The organism is Gammaproteobacteria bacterium (genome assembly GCA_029862005.1).
Classification (GTDB): domain Bacteria; phylum Pseudomonadota; class Gammaproteobacteria.
Genome location: JAOTYD010000002.1, coordinates 274,590 through 295,202, shown reverse-complemented (window position 1 = coordinate 295,202; position 20,613 = coordinate 274,590). Strand labels below are relative to the sequence as shown.

The 20,613-nt window shown below is 50.7% G+C and carries 18 protein-coding genes; 12 read left to right on the top strand and 6 right to left on the bottom strand.

The annotated features are described in order from the left end of the window. The first annotated feature begins 22 nt into the window (after positions 1-22). The 7 genes from merC (at position 23) to OES20_02955 (ending at position 5,722) form a co-directional block, all read left to right on the top strand. Positions 23-454 carry an organomercurial transporter MerC gene (gene merC, locus OES20_02985; protein MDH3633647.1) on the top strand — a complete coding sequence of 144 codons (432 nt, stop codon included), beginning with the start codon at positions 23-25 and terminating at the stop codon, positions 452-454. 34 nt (positions 455-488) lie between these two features. Continuing rightward, complete coding sequence (locus tag OES20_02980) at positions 489-701, top strand: ZPR1-type zinc finger protein (GenBank protein ID MDH3633646.1); 213 nt, start codon at positions 489-491, stop codon at positions 699-701. A gap of 336 nt (positions 702-1,037) precedes the next feature. After that, complete coding sequence (locus OES20_02975) at positions 1,038-1,289, top strand: hypothetical protein (GenBank protein ID MDH3633645.1); 252 nt, start codon at positions 1,038-1,040, stop codon at positions 1,287-1,289. A gap of 166 nt (positions 1,290-1,455) precedes the next feature. Continuing rightward, entirely contained in the window at positions 1,456-2,217 is a 762-nt protein-coding gene (locus OES20_02970) for a response regulator transcription factor (GenBank protein MDH3633644.1), read from the top strand. Then, positions 2,218-3,702, top strand: a complete 1,485-nt coding sequence (locus OES20_02965; GenBank protein MDH3633643.1) for a HAMP domain-containing histidine kinase — start codon at positions 2,218-2,220, stop codon at positions 3,700-3,702. A gap of 83 nt (positions 3,703-3,785) precedes the next feature. Next, a complete protein-coding gene (locus OES20_02960; protein ID MDH3633642.1) occupies positions 3,786-4,466 on the top strand; it encodes a spondin domain-containing protein in 681 nt (226 codons plus the stop codon). A 743-nt stretch (positions 4,467-5,209) separates the two neighbouring features. Further along, positions 5,210-5,722 (top strand): hypothetical protein, encoded by a 513-nt coding sequence (locus OES20_02955; GenBank protein ID MDH3633641.1) that lies wholly within the window; start codon positions 5,210-5,212, stop codon positions 5,720-5,722. Positions 5,723-6,167: 445 nt separating this feature from the next. On the opposite strand, the gene OES20_02950 is transcribed toward OES20_02955, so the two are convergent. Beyond that, entirely contained in the window at positions 6,168-7,379 is a 1,212-nt protein-coding gene (locus OES20_02950; protein ID MDH3633640.1) for a trypsin-like peptidase domain-containing protein, read from the bottom strand. A gap of 112 nt (positions 7,380-7,491) precedes the next feature. Then, positions 7,492-7,722, bottom strand: a complete 231-nt coding sequence (locus tag OES20_02945) for an RND transporter (GenBank protein ID MDH3633639.1) — start codon at positions 7,720-7,722, stop codon at positions 7,492-7,494. Between the two features lie 471 nt (positions 7,723-8,193). Between OES20_02945 and OES20_02940 the strand changes: the two genes are divergently transcribed. The 4 genes from OES20_02940 (at position 8,194) to OES20_02925 (ending at position 14,109) form a co-directional block, all read left to right on the top strand. Further along, on the top strand, positions 8,194-9,234 hold the full coding sequence (locus OES20_02940) for an endonuclease/exonuclease/phosphatase family protein (GenBank protein MDH3633638.1): 1,041 nt from the start codon (positions 8,194-8,196) through the stop codon (positions 9,232-9,234). Between the two features lie 227 nt (positions 9,235-9,461). Then, on the top strand, positions 9,462-10,574 hold the full coding sequence (locus OES20_02935; GenBank protein ID MDH3633637.1) for a M12 family metallopeptidase: 1,113 nt from the start codon (positions 9,462-9,464) through the stop codon (positions 10,572-10,574). Between the two features lie 456 nt (positions 10,575-11,030). Then, on the top strand, positions 11,031-13,019 hold the full coding sequence (locus tag OES20_02930; GenBank protein MDH3633636.1) for a hypothetical protein: 1,989 nt from the start codon (positions 11,031-11,033) through the stop codon (positions 13,017-13,019). Between the two features lie 40 nt (positions 13,020-13,059). After that, entirely contained in the window at positions 13,060-14,109 is a 1,050-nt protein-coding gene (locus OES20_02925) for a hypothetical protein (protein ID MDH3633635.1), read from the top strand. Positions 14,110-14,229: 120 nt separating this feature from the next. Here the strand turns inward: OES20_02925 and OES20_02920 are convergent, their stop codons facing one another. Continuing rightward, positions 14,230-14,655, bottom strand: coding sequence for a hypothetical protein (locus OES20_02920; protein ID MDH3633634.1), 426 nt, complete (start codon positions 14,653-14,655; stop codon positions 14,230-14,232). 421 nt (positions 14,656-15,076) lie between these two features. On the opposite strand from OES20_02920, the gene OES20_02915 reads away from it, so the two are divergent. Beyond that, positions 15,077-17,845, top strand: a complete 2,769-nt coding sequence (locus tag OES20_02915) for an HAD-IC family P-type ATPase (protein MDH3633633.1) — start codon at positions 15,077-15,079, stop codon at positions 17,843-17,845. Positions 17,846-17,905: 60 nt separating this feature from the next. Here the strand turns inward: OES20_02915 and OES20_02910 are convergent, their stop codons facing one another. The 3 genes from OES20_02910 to OES20_02900 all read right to left on the bottom strand — a co-directional run bounded on the left by OES20_02910 (position 17,906) and on the right by OES20_02900 (position 20,459). Continuing rightward, the gene (locus OES20_02910; GenBank protein ID MDH3633632.1) at positions 17,906-19,054 is read right to left on the bottom strand and encodes an aminomethyltransferase family protein; all 1,149 of its coding nucleotides are present in this window, start codon (positions 19,052-19,054) and stop codon (positions 17,906-17,908) included. An 18-nt stretch (positions 19,055-19,072) separates the two neighbouring features. Further along, positions 19,073-19,681, bottom strand: coding sequence for a glutathione S-transferase family protein (locus tag OES20_02905; GenBank protein MDH3633631.1), 609 nt, complete (start codon positions 19,679-19,681; stop codon positions 19,073-19,075). A gap of 79 nt (positions 19,682-19,760) precedes the next feature. Continuing rightward, on the bottom strand, positions 19,761-20,459 hold the full coding sequence (locus OES20_02900) for an SDR family oxidoreductase (protein ID MDH3633630.1): 699 nt from the start codon (positions 20,457-20,459) through the stop codon (positions 19,761-19,763). Between the last annotated feature and the right edge of the window lie 154 nt (positions 20,460-20,613).

Sequence of the window (20,613 nt, the reverse complement as noted above, 5' to 3'; positions counted from 1 at the left end):
ATAAGCGTGGGGGGTTGGCCGGATGGCGAACATCCTTTCCCTTGTAACCAGGTTAGGTGACAAATCAGGTTCCCTTGGTGCCGTAGTTGCTGCCATGGGATGCTCATTCTGTTTTCCGGCTATAGCCAGCCTGGGCGCAGCCATCGGACTAGGATTTCTGGCCCAATGGGAAGGCTTCTTGCTCACCAGGATATTGCCCGGCGCGGCTATCCTGACTTTGCTGGTAAACGTTCTGGGTTACCTTTATCACCGCCAATGGTATCGCTCGGTTCTGGGCGCCATAGGACCCATCACAATCTTACTGGTGCTCAATTTCTGGTTCGCCACGTACTGGCGTACCGATGCTATTTATGGCGCTCTGGGCTTAATGGTAGCTGTATCAATTTGGGATATTTTCTGGCCCTCAAACCGCCACTGTGATGCCGCCCAAAATATCGAACCTGAAATCAAATAATTTTCATATTAACCAAGTTAGAATCATTACGTAGATGACAGAAATAATTTTAGAATCAACTCTTATTTGCCCGCATTGTGGTCACAGTAAAACCGAGGTCATGCCAACCGATGCCTGCCAGTATTACTACGAGTGTGGGTCCTGTCATACGCTGCTCAAGCCCAACGAAGGCGACTGTTGCGTTTACTGTTCGTTCGGAACCGTAAAGTGCCCCCCAATTCAGGAGGGAAACTCTTGTAGTGAATGAGAGTCTGAGTCGGATCGGTAATGGACTTTGGGATCGGTAAAATGAGCATCCGCCCCTGACACTAATTTCTTCCCGAGCCAAAAAAATATACGGCAGCTTTCGCTTGCCTTTGGATTCAAACGTATTCAACTAATACTGCGGCAAGTGAATGCTATTAGCGGCCGTGATACTTTTGTGAATTTATTGCGCAATACTTACGGCTCGTTCGAACTGCCGGGATCAACGGAAGAATGCATACCGGCAAATGACGAGGTTGAAGTATGCTTTATCTCTGCGGCCCCTGGATTTCACCGCGAAGTAAAGTCGAAATTAAACTTGAATGAGGACACAACAAATATGAATACAGCAAAAAAAACCACTGGTGCTGCGATCGCGATTGCAGCTGCGACCTTGTTGGCAACCGCACCCATGTCTGCTTCAGCGGGCAGCCAGGTCGGCAAATGCATGGGCGCCAATTCGTGCAAGGGACATAGCGCGTGTAAAACCGCAACCAGCAGCTGTAAGGGATTAAACGCCTGTAAGGGTCAGGGTTTTCTGGAAATGACCAAGGCTCAGTGCGACGAAGCCGAGGGCAATTTCGAAACCTGATTTTACCGGGGTCAGTATTCGGCGAAACCAGGTGCAACTCTCTAGGTAGCCCTGGTTTCGCTTTTTCCTAAGAATTAGCAATCGATACCCTGGCATTCGAGCGCGGCCCGATTGAACTCTGTTTCGCAATTGCAATCAAAACTCCATAGTCAGTCTGGAGTAATTTATGACGCAACCCCTTCAGTCCGGCCAGGCGCTTGATCAAAAATGGCCCCGCCAAACGGCAGGCGGCAAGCGGATCCTGGTTGTAGAGGACGACCCGGACATCTGCCACCTACTTGAACTCCACTTGCGTGACAATGCCTACCAGGTAGACGTTGTAACCAATGGTATCGACGGTCTCAATCGGGCCAGCAACCATGCCTACCAACTAATTGTGCTGGACTTGATGTTGCCAGGGCTCGATGGACTTGAGCTGTGCCGCAAACTGCGCAGCCAGTCGATCATGATTCCAATCCTGATGTTAACTGCCAAATCCAGCGAACTCGATCGTGTGCTCGGTCTCGAGCTCGGCGCAGACGACTATCTGACTAAGCCGTTCTCCATTCTCGAGTTGCAGGCTCGAGTCAAGGCTATCCTGCGCCGTAGCGAGCTTGTCACACCCTCGGCGACAAGTGCTTCGGATGAGCGCATCGAAATCCAATCCCTCGTCATCGACGCAACCCGGCGCAGCGTCACCATCGATGCACAGGCGGTCGAGTTAACCGCCAGGGAATTTGATTTACTGTTGCATTTTGCGCGTCATCCGGGCCGCGTTTTCAGCCGCGGGCAGTTACTCGATCAGGTCTGGGGTTACAGCCATACCGGCTATGAACACACGGTTAACTCGCACATCAACCGGCTACGCAAAAAAATCGAGGGGGTATCTTGTCAGGTACAGTTCATCGAAACCGTCTGGGGTGTCGGCTATCGCTTCCGCGATGCCTGAATGCCGATGTTTCACAGTCTTTACATCAAGCTGGTACTGGTTTTGTTTTTGCTGTTCCTCGGCATCGGCGCCGTGTTTCTGTTCGTCGCAATGTACACCGCGCCGATGTATCAGCAGGAAGTTAGTCAGCAACTGAATCAGGACCTGGCACGCTATATCGTCAGGGAGCATGTACTGATCGAGGACGGGCAGGTACAGCAGAACAACCTCGCGGAGCTGTTTCAAAATGTGATGATCATCAATCCAAGCCTTGAGCTGTACCTGCTCGACGCCGATGGCCAGGTGATCGGCCATTCGATGGCGCCGGACAAGGTCAAGCAAAAACAGGTCTCGCTAGGCCCGGTCAACCGCTTTCTCGAGCAGCGCGATGCGGGCTTGATCATGGGTGACGACCCCGGCCATGCCACGCGCCAGAACAGTTTCAGCGTGGCGCCGATTGACGTCGATAACCAGCGACAGGGTTATATCTATGCCATTCTTGGCAGCGAGAAAATCAACCGCATCTCGGATGTGTTACAACGCAGCCTGATCATGCGTTGGAGTGCAGCCTCGATTGCGGTGGCGCTGGGCTTCGCCTTTGTCGCTGGCCTGTTGTTGTTTTTCTTCCTGATGCGCAAGCTCAGGGTGTTGAGTTCGGCGATGCAGACCTTCAAGGACAATCACTTGCAGGTAAACGAGCTTGCGGTCGAGCCTGATGATGCCACACTTGACGAGATCGAGAGTATGACCGTGACATTCCAGAAGATGGCGCAACGCATCGAGGAGCAAATGCAGCACTTGCAGGAAGTCGAATCCACGCGTCGTGAAATGGTGGCCAATATTTCACACGACCTGCGCACGCCGCTGGCCTCGTTAAGTGGATTTCTGGAGACGCTACAACTCAAACCGGAAGAACTCTCCGAGCAAAACAAGCAGAAATACCTGCGCATAGCTTATGAAAATGCGCAGCGATTGACGCGGCTGGTCGAAGAGCTGTTCGAGCTTGCCAAGCTGGATGCCAACGAGTTGCAGCCACGCGTGGAGTCGTTCTCGCTTGCGGAGCTGGCCTTCGATGTGTCGCACAAGTTTTATCTGCGCGCGCGGGAGCAAAATATCGAATTCAACGTAGTAGTCGACGAGCAGGTGCCTGATGTATCGGCCGATGTGGGCATGATCGAGCGCGTGCTCGATAATTTGATCGATAATTCGTTCAAGCATACACCGGACCGAGGGCATATTCGCCTGCAGGTCGCCCCGCGTGATTGCAGCGTCGAGATCGCAGTTTCGGATACCGGCTACGGCATCGCCGCCGAAGAATTACCCTACGTGCTGAAGCGTTTTTATAAAAAGGCCAGTAGCACGGGTAAAGGTGACACCGATTCCGGGCTCGGCCTGGGGCTTGCGATCGCGTCGCGCATCGTCGAAATGCATGGCGGTCATTTGTCGGTAGACAGCGTCTTGCACCAGGGCACAACCTTCCGATTTTCGTTGCCGGCGACGGCTTGAAGTGATAAAAATTTTATAATTTGGTGATTGCCACGTGATCTGTAGTACGCATAGTCAAGCCTCTTATTCGAGGAGGAAAGACCATGCTTACAACCCTGAAGAAAGCGCTGGGCGCGCTGCTTGTATCCAGCTTGATTGTTATCTCATCATCAGCACAGTCCAGCGGTTGGCCTACTTACCATGTGACGATTACGAACCTGACCAACGCCATAATCTTTACACCGATTCTGGTTGCAAGTCACCGTAGGCAGATCGATCTGATTGGACTCGGTTCGCCCGCGAGCGAGGAATTGACCGCGATAGCCGAGGCTGGCGATATTTCGCTACTCGAAGCTGCGCTCAAAGACATGAACCAAGTGGCCGATGTGCAGAATTCGGGAGGCCCGCTGATGCCAGGCCACTCAGTTACGGTCGTGTTGAAAGCCCGTCACGGGGCGCGGCGAATCAGCCTTGCCGCGATGATGCTGCCGACCAACGACGGATTCATTGCGCTCGACAGTGTCAAAGCACCGAAACGCGGCACGCAAACCTATTATTCACCTGGCTATGACGCGGGCACCGAACCGAATGACGAATTGTGTGTGAACATTCCCGGCCCGATCTGCGAAGGCGAAGGCTTGTCGACCTACAAAAATCCCGATGACGAGGGTTATGTGCATATCCATCGTGGCATTCATGGCGTTGGCGATCTGCTGTTGCAGCCAGCCATCTATGACTGGCGCAACCCGGTGGCCAGGATCACGGTAACCCGCATTGGGCACTAGTGTTACAGGGAAATTGACGATGCCATCCCGGTCGCGCACATAATTATGGGGCGCACTCGAATTCCCCGAAATAAAAGCACTGTGGGTGCGCCCCATTTTTTAAGGTTTATCGGCTTTTATGCCGATCCCTTTTTCAAAAATATATAGGGCGCAGACCACATTTTTCTAAAGGCCTAATAGTTAAATACGTGGTCTGCCCCCTTTAGCTCTATTGAAATGACTACCGTAGTTGCGTGCCAAATTTGTGCCCCATTAACCGTAAATTACTGCTATTTACTGGCACAAACTGAAATGGGAAGCGCGTAAGTAACTGTTTTTATTAAGCTAAGAAAATTTATATCCGACTGAATATCCTCGTGTCGGTGCCGAACGCGGACCGCCGAATGCGGGCCAGTTCGATTGCGCGGCTCATCCCTGAGCCGAGTTCTTTGGACTCACTTCGCTCGCGCAAAATCGCTCCTGGCGATTTTGTCCGTCCCGGCACCAATCTCACAACAAGCCACTGACCATTGAGTCTGCTCACGATTGCCGGGCATAGGTGAAATCGTGATGTAAATAATAAAAACAAGATTCCTGGATTCGTTCATGCTGGATTAAGACAAAACCTTGGACAATGCCACCGGACGTACGCTTTGGCTGTCATTATGTAATTTTATATTAAATAGTTACGGTGTCTTATGGCACCTGGGCTGGCATGATCGCCTGTACAAGTTTTTAATTCACTTACAAGAGACTTAATCATCATGAAGCAACTGATTTTACCTTTCATAATCGCGTTTTTTATGGCGACACCTTCGATGGCAACCGGTTTCGTTTCCACGCCACTCATTTTGGCTAGTTCCCACCAAACCGACACGGAATCGAGCGAGGGAGCCGAAGTCGAAGAAGATGAAGTAAAGGATAAGAAGGATAAGAAGGATAAGAAGGATAAGAAGGATAAGAAGGACAAGAAGGATAAGAAGGACAAGAAGGATAAGAAGGACAAGAAGGATAAGAAGGATAAGAAGGATAAGAACGATAAAAGGAAAGATGGAGATAAGAGGAAAGATGGAGATAAGAGGAAAGATGGAGATAAGAGGAAAGATGGAGATAAGAGGAAAGATGGAGATAAGAGGAAAGATGGAGATAAGAGGAAAGACAAGGACAATAAACAAAAGTCAGACGACGATGATGAGGACGACGATGATGAGGACGACGATGATGAGGACGACGACGATAAAGATGAAGATGACGAAGACGAGCCCGAGAACAGCTAGTTGGTGCTGACGCTTTAATCTGCGTTCCGAAATCAGGGGAGGGAATCCCTGGTTCGCCATGAAGTACCTTCGCCACCGGCTCCGGGGCGATCGCGCTCACCATCCAAAAATATATCCTAAAAATAGAACGCTTCCACAATGTTTAGCACTGGACCGAAATGCCACGCGGTGGGCATTTTGGTGCAATGGAGGAATCGCAACTGTTAGTCGACGATGTTCAAACGTTTGCTCAAAGCATACGTTGATTTCAAAATTAATATTCAAATCCCTATCTATCTGGAGCGCTTTACCAGCGCTCACGCAGACTTGAAGTGTATTTTTCGATATTAGGAGCGGAATTGAATTAAGCGAGCGCCTGGTTGATAAATAAGCTCTTTCAGCAGTAGCCAAACATTAAGATACCAACTCTTGCACCATCTTTATTTTGTACGGAGTTTTGCGGGGATTAGTTGTGCATTGTTATGCTTTGTGGTGCAAAGTCTCGCAACGGGCGCCCCATAAGTTGATGTACCTCGTCAGTTGAAAAGACTCTCTTTCCCTGGATGGAATATATCAGATCGCTATCTTCGAACCATGCATTATAAGCTTCCAAACCTTGTGCAACATGGGCCACGTAAACTGCATCTTCGTATCCACCCTCGCCCCTGTCGATCGGGTTAAAGTTGCTAAGCGTCATGCCGGAAAGCGCAAGGCCGGTTTGTTCGAGCATTTTTGGTTGAGGTGTGAAGGGTAAGGTCACGATCATTTTTTCTCCGTTCCTCTCTATGACCAGATCTGCAGCTTCCTTGACTCCGCGGAGTTGATACATGAGGTGGTCGATATTTGTAATTTGTTCGGTTGTGCCACTAACACGCTTGATAATATCTCCAAATTCTAATAGCGATTTGTCAGCGTAATAGGAGCGCGCCACGACAAGGCGGGGCCTATCCGAATCATGTGCGATAAACACGATTGGAAATGAGGGTGGTGAAGGGTCTCGATCTGCCTCGATCAGTGACACAATTTTACAGACATGGTCTATCGAAACAGTCAAATTTAAACCTTCTGTGTCGTTTCTGCTTATCTTCGCCTGGCTAACCCCAACAACCTTCCCCGATTTGAGGCTTATTAATGGCCCACCGGAGTTACCACTATTGAGTGGCGCATCGGTTTGAAGTGATTCGTTGCCACCCACGAATGTTGTGCCTGATATAATTCCGCGGGTGCCGGTAAAGTTCAAACCGGCAGGATGACCAAAGACGACGACGGGGTTACCCATCTCGGGCTTTTCGTTGCAGCCCAGCCTGGCTTCTGTTGCATTTTGCGGGATAGCTTCGCCGGGGATTCTTACCAGTGCTAAATCAATCTGTGGGTCGAGGTAGAACTTTTCTGCAGCAAAATAATCGCCACCCTTGAATCTTACATTGACAGAAGAAGGTGCTTCTGCAGCCACGTGACGATTGGTAAGCACCCAGCCTTTGGCTTTGTTGATCAGGAATCCTGCACCCGTAATGGTTCCATGCGTGTCGTTTATGTATGGATGCCTGGTTGTAGTCTCAATCTTGACCGTGTAAAGGGCGGCATCATCAAAAACAGTTTCGATGGACGCTGCATAAGTAATCGAGGCGTTTAATACAAGCAGGGTAAAGACAAAACTCCTTACCATCGAAGTCTTCATATTTCCCTCTTCTTAAAAATTTCGCAAGCCCGGATTTGTTGGCCGTTTAAAAAATAAAAGTATAGACGAGGTGCCCAGAAATGATCGGGGCCAGACCTTTCAGCATCTAAATTTACTCTTCCGGTTTACTTTTTGACGCCAAAAATAGCTTGATGATCAGCAGTAGCCATGGGGTTCCATGGAGCAATAAATCGAAAATGTCGAGGGGTTCGTTGAGCTCACCCGAAGCCAGCATCTTGAGCTTCTCCCAAAGATGCGGTTCAGGTGTGAAAGGAGCCAATCCCAGGGTGAGACACAACACGATCAGGATAGACAGGGGTAGGCGGTTAAATAAGCTGCGCATAGCGAATTCCGAAAGCAGTTCCGGAGACAGTATACCCAATCCTTTTTACCGCCGAGCGTTCCTGTAGAGCCGGCCTGCTGTCCCCTGACTATGAAAACCAGCCTTCCCCCTGGGATTCGTTGAAGAATCAAATATATCTGGGGGCTGACAAATTTGTAGAGAATGTCCAGTGCAAGAGTGATCCAGACCAGTCCGGGTTAGATATTCCCAGAAAACAGGAACAGGCGCCGCCCGAACCGCTTAAACATTTCGAAGAAAAATTTAGCAAGCGTCGAGAAGCTATGGCAATGGATTATCTGAGTGGGCATTGTACTCGGACCGTGGCAGGTGATTATTCTGCGTGAGTTACGCTATGGTCGGCCGTGTCGTAAAACCCAAGGAAGGTCGCGCTTGATTTGTGGATTGTAAAGCCTGACCCCACTACACTGTTAGCCATCACTTCGAATATCAACAAAATAAATAGAGAACAACATGGCGATTCCGTTCAAAAGCCCAGTTCCAAAGCATACCTACAATTCCACCAGGGAAAAGGCAGCTATTACCCGACATTTCAGCAAACGCACAGTTCCGAAATCTGTAAACGGACGCCTGCTGATAGCATCCTGGAATATTGCCAATCTCGGCGCGCAAGACCGAACGCCAAACGCCAGGAAACTGGTGGCGCATATCTTAAAACGCTTTGACCTGGTTGCAGTGCAAGAGGTTAACGACGAATTTAGAACCTTTGCTAAAATTGTTGAGATGATGGGTAGCAAGTATAAATTCATCATGTCCGATACAGCCGGTAATAATGAGCGTCTCGCATTCGTCTATCACACAGATAAAGTCACTCCGACTAATCTGTTCGGTGAGCTGGCACTAAGGCCCCGAGAGTATCCGAAAAGAACCGTCAAAGTCAGATGGACAGACTCAAATGGAGTCAATCGTATCGACAAGTTCCAGAATCACAGATTTGTCCCATTTGACAGAAACCCGTTTATCGGATCATTTTCGTCTGGAAAATTTGACTTTGTACTGGCCAATGTCCACCTGTACTTTGGGGAATTCCAGAACTCAAAGAAGAAAGAAGATCGGAAGAAGTACGCGAGGCGGGTTCTTGAGATTCACGCGCTTGCAAGATGGGCAGACCGTCGAAAGAACAAAGCGACCACATATGACAAGGACATCATTCTGATCGGAGATATGAACGTACCAGCAATGGAAAAGACGGAAAGCACCTACAAGGAACTAGTAAAGTATGGTTGGTGTCCAGTTGACTACACATCCAAGACGGGAGGTTCGAACCTGGGCAACGACAGGACATATGACCAAATGGCGTTTGCCCCAACAATTCCTAAAACAAGAATAACCGCACAAGGCGTTTTTGATTTCGACAAGGCTGCATTTAAGCCATTGTGGGAGAAACTTTTGAGTCAAATGCCGAAGAGCAAAGCAATTGGTCTGTTCAATCGACATGTAAAGCATCATATATCTGATCATCGCCCACTCTGGGTACAACTCGATATTACGTAGAGTAAACTGCTCAGGTCTGTCCCTTATTATAAAAAGAGACTTTTTTCTTCTTGTAATAGCAATACCTTGACCTGTCCGTAATTTGCGGCAGTATTTTGATCACAGGTGCTTTAGACAAAGCTATTTATAGACTGCGAAAGATCGGTCACCTGGTACTGAGGTAACTCTTTGAGCTGGAGATTGACTTGCTACCTAAGTCGAAATAGGACAAATATGAGGAATTTTTGATGGCCGCGAAAAATAAACAAAAGACAACACAAAAGAAACGTAACAATAGAAAAAAAACTCAATCGGTTAAAAAGCAGAAGATCTCCTTCAAATATTGCTGCCAGCCGGTCACCCCTGAACGAGAATTTGGACGACGAGTTAATAGCGACCGCGCGGCTCTTATACGGATCTCAGATAAAAAGTGGGCGAACGGCACGCGGCTTCACTACTATTTCTTTAAAAACGCGGGTCAACGAGGCACCGCGGCTGAGCGCGATGTTGTCCGTGACGCATTCAAGAGATGGAAAAATGTAGGAATTGGCCTTGAGTTCGTCGAGGTTGATTCGGCAGATGAAGCTGAAATCAGGATTGGCTTCAGGCGTGGTGATGGAGCGTGGTCCTACGTCGGTCGAGATGTTCTCGATCAGGGTATCAGTGATCAGACGATGAATTTTGGTTGGAATATCCGCAACGACATCGATACTGCAATTCACGAAATCGGACACACTCTCGGATTTCCACACGAACACCAAAACCCGAATTCGGGCATCGAGTGGGATGAAGAGGCAGTTTATGCAAATCTTGCGGGACCACCGAATTTCTGGAGTCGTGAAACAACCTTTTGGAATATAATAAGAAAGCTGGAGCAAGCTGAGGTACGCGGCTCTGAGTGGGACAAAGATTCCATCATGCACTACCCGTTCGACAAAGGCATGATCCTCAAGCCTGAGGAATTCCAGACCAGGCCACTGATTCCAAGACCGGGGCTATCAGCGAGAGACAAAGAGTGGTGCAATATCTTTTACCCTCCGCTGTCAGTCAATGACTATAAGGTTTTGAAACCGTTCAGGTCTGTCCGGGTGACCATTAACCCGGGAAAACAACTAAATTTCTATGTGAAACCGACGGCAACGCGTTGGTATGAATTTGGAACTTTCGGTAATGCCGATGCTGTGATGGTGCTGTTTGAAGAGATCGACGGCAAGCCGCGTTACAGGGTCGGCGATGATGACAGTGGCGAAGACTTTAATGCCTACTTCGAAGAAAGGCTATTTGCCGGTCGCACCTATATACTGCGTGTGCGCTTGTATTGGCAACACAGAAGGGGCAATTTTGGAGTAATGATGTGGTAATGAAAATCCGGAATTGAAATAGGCATACGGTCCCCTGTAATTCAGAATGTGCGCACCCATGGATATTGCACAGATTCGCTTCCGCTCCTGGCACCCTAGCTACTCCTGGCACCCTATCTAATATCGGCATTTTTAAAAAACGATCCTCCTGGTTAGGCCCGTTACTGCGAATGGAATTCTTTAGGGCAATGATTCGATACCGACCCGTTCGATTTCTTGCCTGCTCATCAAGATTTGAAGAAGCTCCGGTAAGAGGTTGATTTATATAAAAATTACTGCGCAGCCTCGAACGCAAGGCGAGTGCGGAGCACAGATTTTAGACCCGATCCACGCCCACCCACCAACCGTGACAGGTGCCACCGAAAATTGACCGTGGTTTTTTGCCAGTCTGGACTATTATTAATCTCGATATACACATATTAACCAAACAATCTGGAACTAACTGAAACGTAGCTCATGTTCAATACACCACCTGATACGAACAAGTCAAAGACGATCGATGCACTGATTCCGATGATCGATCTGTTCGCCGTGCTGGCGATCGTGTTCATGATTTACTCGAGTGATGAAATCATTGCCTCGCAGGAGAAAAGTCAGGAGACGATCGAGAAGATCACTGTCGATTACAAAAAACTGCAAGAAGAGCTTGCCGCGGCTGAAAAGGCCAGGCAGCAACGTCGCGAGATCCTGGCACAAAATGCCGTGAAGTCGTTAGAGGAAATTGAGGCCGAGAGAGATCAGAAAGCGAAACAATTAGTCTCTCAATTTACACAAATGCTGGCCGAGCAGCAAAGCCAGGCTTCGGAGGAATATGAACGTCTCGTCGCCAAGTTGGAACTTGAGCAAGAGCAGGAAGTGGCAAGGCAAACGGCCGAGCTTGAAGCACAAAAGAAAAGGGAAGTAGCTGAGCTGGAGCAACAAAAGGAAGCAGAAGTAACGTCAGTTAAGGAACAGCTAGAGCAGGTCGTTACGGCCAAGGAGACGCAACTCGAAACTACCCAGCAGGCACTTGTTGAAGTCGAGATGAAGCGGGTACAAGAGTTGCAAAGGAAGGAAGCAGAACTCGAGATGCAAAAACAAGTTGAGGTGGCAAAGGTAGAGCAGCAACGTATCGAGCGGGACACGCAAGCAGCCAGGGAAGCCGAGCAGATAAAACAGGAAAAAGAGCAGGCATTGGCAAAGGCAGAACAGGAACAAACCGAGGCTCTGGCAAAGCAAAAAGAAGAACTGGAAGCACAGAAACTGGCAGCAGCACAAGCAGCGGCAGAAGCCGCCGCAGAGGAAGCCAGGCAGCAGGCAGCAGCAGAGGCTGAACAGGCACTCGCACAAGAGCTGGCTGCTCAGCAAGCCAGGCTAGACGCACAACGTCAACAGGAACTGGCAGCCGCGGAAGCAGCCGCACAGGCAGCTGCACAGGCCGCGGCAGAGGAAGCCAGGCAGCAGGCAGCAGCAGAGGCTGAACAGGCACTCGCACAAGAGCTGGCTGCCCAGCAAGCCAAGCTTGAAGCGCAAAAAGCACGGGAACTGGCAGCAGCGGAAGCAGCGGCACAGGCAGCGGCACAGGCCGCGGCTGAGGAAGCCAGGCAGCAGGCAGAAGCGGAAGCTGAGACAGAAGCACAGGCAGCGGCTGAAAAGGCTAAACAGCGGGCACAGGCAGCGGCGGAAGCAGCCGCAGAGGAAGCCAGGAAGCAGGCAGAAGCAGAAGCTGAAGCAGAAGCGATAGCAGCGGCCGCGACGGCTAAAGAGAATGCCAAGGCAGAAGTTGAGCAGGAACACGCGGATGAGCTGGCCCAGCAGCTTGCCCAGCTCGAGGCAGCGAAGGATGCAGAGCTGAAGCCTTTTCTCGAGGCTGAGAAAGCCAGGAAAGAGGGAGAGAAGGTCAGGGAACAGATCGTCGACAACCTTCTCGAGAACTTCAAGGACTCCAATGAAGGAGACGTGGATATCGACCAAAAGACCGGCAAGGTCAGGATCAACTTCCAGGAATCCTATTTCGTGCGCGGATCCGCTGAGCTTTCGGACAGCATGAAGGATTTACTCCGGGTCATGATTCCCAAGTATGCGAGGAGTATTTACGAAAATGAAAACGCGGCCAAACAGATAGAGTCGCTCAAAATTTCCGGTCTGACTTCTCCGATTTTCCGGGGTAAATATTTCGATATCAACGATACCTCTTTCGAAGGGGAAGAGGCGCGTGAATACAATTTAAAATTGAGTAACGATCGCGCCCTTGCCATGTATAGCTTCATTTTCGATGCCACTGAAATGGGTGATTACGAGTACCGGGCTCAGTTGAAAGCCGACCTGGGCATTGAAGCATTGGGATACCGGACTGCAAACCCGGTTCCCAGTCATCTAGTGGGACAAAAGGCAAAATGTCTCGAGTACGATTGTAAGAAGGAGCAGGCGTCTATTCTCGAATTTAAACTATATTCGGAAGAGTAGAACACTATTTTAAATCCTGGCTATGGGTTAGGGAGCAACAATGTTTAAGTATATATTTTTGGTTATTCTCGCGGCAGCAGTGTATTTCGTGTTCTTTTTCGATATACAGCTCACCAACCAAATGATCGGAAGACTGTTTATCGGCGGTATCGCAGTTTGCTTCGTCGTGTTCCTGTTTTTCAAGTTCGGTTTGCATTACAAGATCGCTTCGCTCAGTCGTTTCACAACGGCATTCTATTACGCGGTTTTCGAGTACAAGAAAGTACAAACAACGCCTTCCGACCTGGACTACGTGGACAGTGTGCGACAGCAGGCCGAGGTAGCCCTGGCCGCCAACTTCGACCCGACGCTGTCGGCTTCCCAGTTGGCCATTCCCGTCACGCTGTATTCGGGCAAGGACCCTTATCTCGAGGAATTGCGCGCCAAGATCAAGGAGGCGGAAAAGCTCAAGCTCCAATCGCACAAACTCGATACCCAGGCGAACATTCTGCTGGATAAAACCCAGGAAGACCTAGTGGAAAAAAACCTGGTCACCGGAGAACAGCCCAAGCTGTTCGACCGCTGGTTCGATATGGTCAACGGCACCGAAGCGATTATCGATATGACGACCAACGAGTTGAAGGACCAGGATTATGGTCAGGCGCCGGATTACGAAATGATCAGCCGCATCGCGCTCGATCGGAATCCGCACTTCGGCACGACCTACAAGTTCTTCGATTCGGAGGCGATTGGCGGCCTGCTCGGCCGGGCGCCCTTCATGATCATTTTGATCGGTATTATCGGTACGTTTGCGGGATTTTACCTGGCGCTGAGCCAGGGCGGAGATCTCAAATCCGGTGCTGCCGTGGCGATCATCAGTTCGCTGGTCGGCCTGCCGACTGCGCTGATGATGGAATACATCAACACGCTGTTCCCGGACCAGGATCGGTACCACCGGGCGTTCAGCACGTATAAAGTTGCCCTGGAAATACTGTTCACTCACGAAAAGGAACTTTCGGGTATCAGGCAGGACCGCAGAAGTGAGGATAAATTACCTTCGCCTTATAAGCCTGGAGATGCCGATTCCTCACGCTTCAAGGGACCTAACTAGCGCCTGATTTCTCGCGATTGAAATCCCGGTTATAGTTCTACAGACCGGGATTGCTTTACCCACTGCCGCGTGGCTGCTCAGCTAGTCAGTCAGAAAGTAATCGGGGAAAGATAGTGCCCGTTAATTTCGGTCAATCGTATCGAGGCCGCGTCCGAGAATTTTTTTCCCTGGGCTCGAACCCATAAATCTCGGGTCCAGGTCGATAGGTGACAAATCCTGTACGACCTCTTCACCCCTGCCTTTACGTAGGTACGATACTATCCACTTTATGATGCGAATAAACGTGCCTCCAATTATCACGACTAGCTGAATAACCACCGTCAAAAGTAATCCCACCGTCAAGGCGACCATTACCAGGTTCAAATTGGCTATATAACTGGCAATAACCGGCGGCATAGTTTCGAAATACGAGTTTGACAAGTAAAGGGTAAACTCGGCGACATACGCGACAATACCCGGCTTCGGAACAATTACGGGCGCAATAAAATAGACGAATAAAAAAGCCAGTACCCCGATAGATATTGGAACCACGAGCAACCTGAACATGACTGATATTTCCCCTGATTAAGGAGTTCTGATTAACTTAATAGTTATCAGCCAGTGAAAATATTACAAGGTAAATTTTCTACTTCACCCCGATTAACCAGGTCTGATTATCCGGCTGCTTCAGTATTATGGTTACTATTCCAGGTTGTCCCCCGTGTGGGTCACGCTACTTTTAGGGTCTGCGCGAGAAGCTATCGCGAGGCCGCTGGTGGACGAAGATTGCCTTCCACCACGGTTTTATGAGAGTCTCCATCAGGGAAAACTGGCACTCTATATCCGATGATCAGCGGTGATTTACGAACCGAAACGAAAATAAGTCTGCTTGATTGACTCGGATCAACCGAAACGACAAGGTTTTACGCTAGGTTTTCAACATAAAAGCTAATAATCAACACCGTCAGTGGAGTTACATTCTTTAATCATGAATCAGCGCGTAACGCAGATAGCGCCTGAAACGGCTATTACTGAGTATCCGCATGCATTAAGTAGCGAACGGATCCTTTCTGGCCTCGATGCGCAGGCAACTGGATTGTCGAGCGCTGAGGTCACGCGGCGCCAGCAACAATATGGGCCAAACGCGCTACCTCGAAAAACACCGCCGGGACTGTTTGAAGTTTTTCTGAACCAGTTTAAGAGCCCCCTGATATACGTACTCGTTGCTGCTGCGTTGGTATCAATTTTAATCCAGGAGTTTTCGGATGCGATTTTTATAAGTGCCGTACTTCTGCTGAACGCGGTAATTGGTACAGTGCAGGAGTACTCGGCACAACGATCCGCCGATGCCCTGCAAAAGATGATGATCACGCGGGTGCGCGTATTGCGTGAAGGCGATGCATACGAAATTGACTCGGAAGAGATTGTGCCGGGAGATGTCGTACTGCTGGAATCTGGGGAACGGGTTCCCGCCGATATGCGCATTCTTGATAGTCACAATATTGAAATTGACGAATCCTTGCTATCCGGTGAATCGATCGCGGTTATCAAGCGGGCTGACGTCATCCTGGGCGAAGATACGGTTCTGGGTGATCGCATCAACATGGCTTTTGCCGGCAGCCTGGTTAACCGGGGCCGCGCTAGTTGTGTCGTGGTTGGTACCGGTCTGGCGACTGAACTTGGCGTAATCGCCGAATCGGTAATTGGCGATATTGGCGCCAAGGCCCCGCTGCAGGAGCGCATGGAGCGTTTTACGCAACGCGTCGCAATTTTCGTGGGTTGTGCGGTAGTCGTAATGGCGATAATTCTATTGTTCCGTGGGATGCCGGTCTCCCAGATTTTTCTTTCCTCGGTTGCACTGGCGGTTTCGGTTATTCCGGAAGGTCTGCCGGTCGCGCTGACCGTGGCGCTCGCGATCGGGATGCAACGCATGTCGCGCCGTGATGTCATCGTGCGGCGCCTGATTGCGGTCGAAGCACTGGGATCCTGCACTTACATTGCTTCCGATAAAACGGGAACCCTGACCGCAAACCAGCTAACGGTACGCCGGCTGGCGTTTCCAGGGCACGACAACTGGGAAGTTACCGGCGACAGCCATGAGCCCAATGGGGAGATTATTACCGAACAGGGAAAACCTGATGCCGACGAATGTAAATTGCTTGATGCGGCTTGCCAATGCGCGGTGCTCGCGAACGAGGGTTACCTCGGACACCAGAACGGCAGTTGGGCCAGTAACGGCGATGCGGTCGATGTCGCCTTGTTGATCATGGCTCACCGGGCGGGCTGGGTTCGAGCCGAGGCAATTAGCGCATGCCCGGAGATCGACAGCATGCCATTTGAATCGGAGCGGCTTTATAGCGCCAGTCTTAACCAGGTAGACGGCAAGACACGCGCGTTTGTCAAGGGCGCTTTTGAAAACCTGCTGCTGATGTGTGACAGGGTCGCGCTGGCCGAGGGCACCAGTGATCTCGATAAAGCCGCGGTAGAAGCCCAGGCCAAGGCACTGGCAGCCGGGGGTTACCGGGTTATCGCGCTGGCCTGCGGCGATGTCGTTGTCAGGGAGGATGAGGATTTTAACCATAAGCATCTTGTTAACCTGACCTTGATTGGACTGGTTGGGCTGATCGATCCACTGCGGCCTGAAGCGAAACCAGCGGTCGCCAAATGCAAAGCTGCAGGAATTCAGGTGGCGATGGTGACCGGGGACCATCCAGTCACCGCGTATGCGATTGGCCGCGAGTTAAATTTACTCGAGGATGAGTCGCAGGTAGTTACAGGACCACAGTTGAAAACAGCGGCCAATGAAATTGAAATGGACCGCATGACACGAGGTGCCTCGGTATTCGCACGGGTTGAGCCGACACAAAAGCTGGACATCGTGCAATCCCTGCAGCGCAACGGCCATTACGTCGCAGTCAGCGGCGATGGCGCCAACGATGCCCCGGCGCTGCGCATGGCGCATGTGGGTGTGGCGATGGGCGCGAGTGGTACTGACGTCGCCCGAGAAACGGCCGATATCATCATTACCGATGACAACTTCGACTCGATTGTCGATGGCGTCGAGGAAGGGCGGATTGCCTATTCCAACGTGCGCAAGGTGATTTTCCTGTTGATATCTACAGGAGCGGCCGAGCTGGTTCTGTTCGTGCTTGCAATGATTACAGGGCTACCGTTACCCCTGCTGGCGGTGCAACTGCTCTGGTTGAACCTGGTAACGAACGGCATTCAGGATGTCGCGCTTGCGTTTGAACCGGGTGAGGGCGGGGAACTCGAGCGACCGCCACGACCGCCCAGGGAGGCAATTTTCAACCGCATCATGCTCGAACGCGTCATCATTTCGGCGATTGTTATAGGCGTGGTTGCGTTTGGTCTTTTCAAGTGGTTGCTGGACCAGGGTTTCAGCCTGGAGCAGGCGCGCAACAGTACCCTGCTGTTGATGGTGTTGTTTGAAAATGTGCATGTATTCAACAGCCGCTCGGAAACCCTGTCCGTATTTAGGCACAATCCGTTGCGTAACAAGCTGTTGCTGGCCGGCACCCTGATCGCCCAGCTGGTCCACATTGGCGCGATGTATACTCCGTGGTTAGGCGATGTACTGGGTGCGAGCCCGGTTACCTTTGAGCAGTGGCTAACCTTACTGGGTCTGGCGCTATCGGTAATGTTCGTGATGGAACTGCATAAATGGATTAGATCGAGATTCGCTATCGGCGACCCGTACCAGGTTAGCCCTGGCATTAGCCATTCCAAAATAAATTAAGGTGACAGTTAACTTAATTCCAAATTCAAAGGTTCGAGTTAAGGTAACTGTCACCGTAATTCACATGCCTCTAGGAATGCGCTTCTCGGAATCGTAGAAAGGCAGTGCGACGATCTCGCAGGCAACAGTTTCACCCCGCAGGGTTTTCATCGATAGTGATTTGCCGGCCCAGTCGCCGGGTTCTTCGAACCTGACATACCCGATACCATTCTCGAGGAAGGGTGACCAGGCGCCGGCCGTCATCCGCCCCACGCCTGTAGGACCATCCATGATCTCATCGTGATCCTGCGGTGCCGTCGATGGGCATTTTACGCCGTAAAGCAAGGTCTCCCGGTCCGCTTGCAGCAATGCGTCCCTGCCTATAAAGTCTTCTTTGTCGAGTTCTATGAACGACCCCAGACCCGCCTGGTAAGGTGTCATCGAAGCATCGAAATCCGAAAGGTTATCCAGGATTCCCGCTTCGATCCGTCGAATCCCCATCGCAACCAGGCTCCCGAACACCATGCCATGTGGAGAACCCGTTTCAACCAGATGATTCCAGAGTAGGTCATGATCAGTTGTTGCGCCTTCTGAATATATTTCATAACCCAGCTCACCGGTCCAGCCTGTACGCGAGACATACAACAGCTGTCCCCCGATATCGAAGTAGCCCGAATCGAAGTACTTCATGTTTTCATCGATGGCGCCGTCAGAGGCATCCGACATGATCTTCATGGAGTTCGGGCCCTGAATTTGCAGTACCCGTGAAGCAGGATCAGAAATTTTTACATCGAAGTCGTCACTATGTGCAATCAACCATTCTTCGAGGGCCCCATCAGGCTGCACGTACCAAAAACGATTCTGTGCCAGTTTAAATAAAATGCCATCCATGAATGTGCCACCATCGGGGGTACATGCTATAGCGTAACGACCGCGTCCTTCCGCTAAAGTCCCGATCCGACGCGCGAATATCTTTTCCAGGAAAGACAGGGCATCGGGCCCTTCAATTTGCCAGGGTTTCTCCGGTACGTCGAAAAGAACTGCCTTGCGTCGCAGGGTCCAGTAGGTTTCTACCGGGTCTTCTCCATTGGAAGCCGCGTAGTAGCGACCTGCGGCAACGCCGAGCACTGTTTTTGGGTTCGCATAGTGCTTGTAGTACGGTGATTGCTCGAAACGACGGGCACCGATGCGTACCGTATCTGTCACATCGGAATGAATCGGGCTAGGCATTAATAATCGATCTGCAGGCTATTCCGGCATCGTGTTTGCGAGACTGTCGCGCTGCATGATCTGGTTGAACCATTGCGTCAGCGCAGGGCGTCCGGGGCGCCAGTCAGAGTCAGCAAAACGAAAGTCCCGATAGCCGAGGGCACAGGCGACGGTGAATTCTCCTATCAATGGCGATGGTTCGAACTGTTCGCAACGTGATTCCAGTGCATCGAGCCCGCGTTCAATCTTTTCATTCTGATGATCGATCCACTCCTGCCAGTGAAGCGCTTGCGGTCGCAAGGCGGTCTCATACCGCAAGGCAACCGAGAGATCGAGGATGCCGTCGGCGAGTGCCTGCAAACCAAGTGCCTGAAACCTGCGGGCTGGCTCAGATGGGAAAAGCGGCCCGTCCGCAACGTGATTAAGGTACTCGCAGATAACCGGAGAATCATACAGGCAATCCCCGTTGTCGAGCTCCAGTGCGGGTAGCATGCCCAGTGGATTGATTGCGTTCAGCATTGCATTATTGGAAACCGGTGTTACCACTCCGGGATCCTGCATTGTAACTGCCTCCTGAAGGCCCAGCTCGAGGATCAGAACGCGAACTTTGCGGGCAAATGGAGAGGCTGCGACAGTGACAAGTTTCATTCGGCGCTCCGTCAGTTAAATTTCCGTTGGAATAGAACGTGAATCCCCGAGGGGTGGCAAGGCTTGCTGAGACTGGTTGCTACCACGGAATACTGCTTCCGTCGTACTCGATGAACTGCCCGCTTTGGGCGAGCCCCGCAGATTGCAGAATGTTTTTTAACCCGGACACACTCGCGTCCGTGCTGATTTCCGCATTGGGCCCACCCATGTCGGTCTGAACCCAACCCGGGTGCAGGCTTATCACACTTATGCCGCGGTCGGCCAGGTCGATGGAAAGACTTTTCACGACCTGGTTTACTGCAGTCTTGGAACTGCGGTACATGTAACTTCCGCCACTGCTGTTGTCTGCGATACTACCAACCTTGCTGCTGATGACCGCCACCAGTTTTTGTTGGCTTGCCGCTACCTGTTCTACGAATGCCTGTACCAGCATTAGTGGTGCAATCGTATTGACTTCAAGCACATTGCGCCATTCCACTGCATCGATCTCACCAAAACTGGCACCTTTCGAACCATAGATACCAGCATTACTGAGCAGGATATCGATTGGTCTGTCACGAAGTTGATCTGCCAATGATGCCATTTGTTCATAGTTAGTAACATCTAGTGTATGTACTTCAATGGCCGTTCCTTGTTCGGTTAGCGCTTGCAATTCCCCGGCATCGGCTGGACTCCTGCAGCAGGCGAGTACTTGCCATCCGTCCTTTGCAAATTGTTCTGTTAGTTCCAGGCCAATGCCGCGATTGGCACCAGTGATTAAAATGGTTCGATTTGTCATACGAGCGCCCTCTGTTCTTTACCGATTTATCAACAAAACTGTGCCGGTTGTATTGCCACGAATTCAATGTGACAGTTAACTCCGATTCCGGGGACAGTATACCTGTTAACGGGCCGCTCGGAATTTCCTGATTGTCTCCCTTTACCTATCCCTG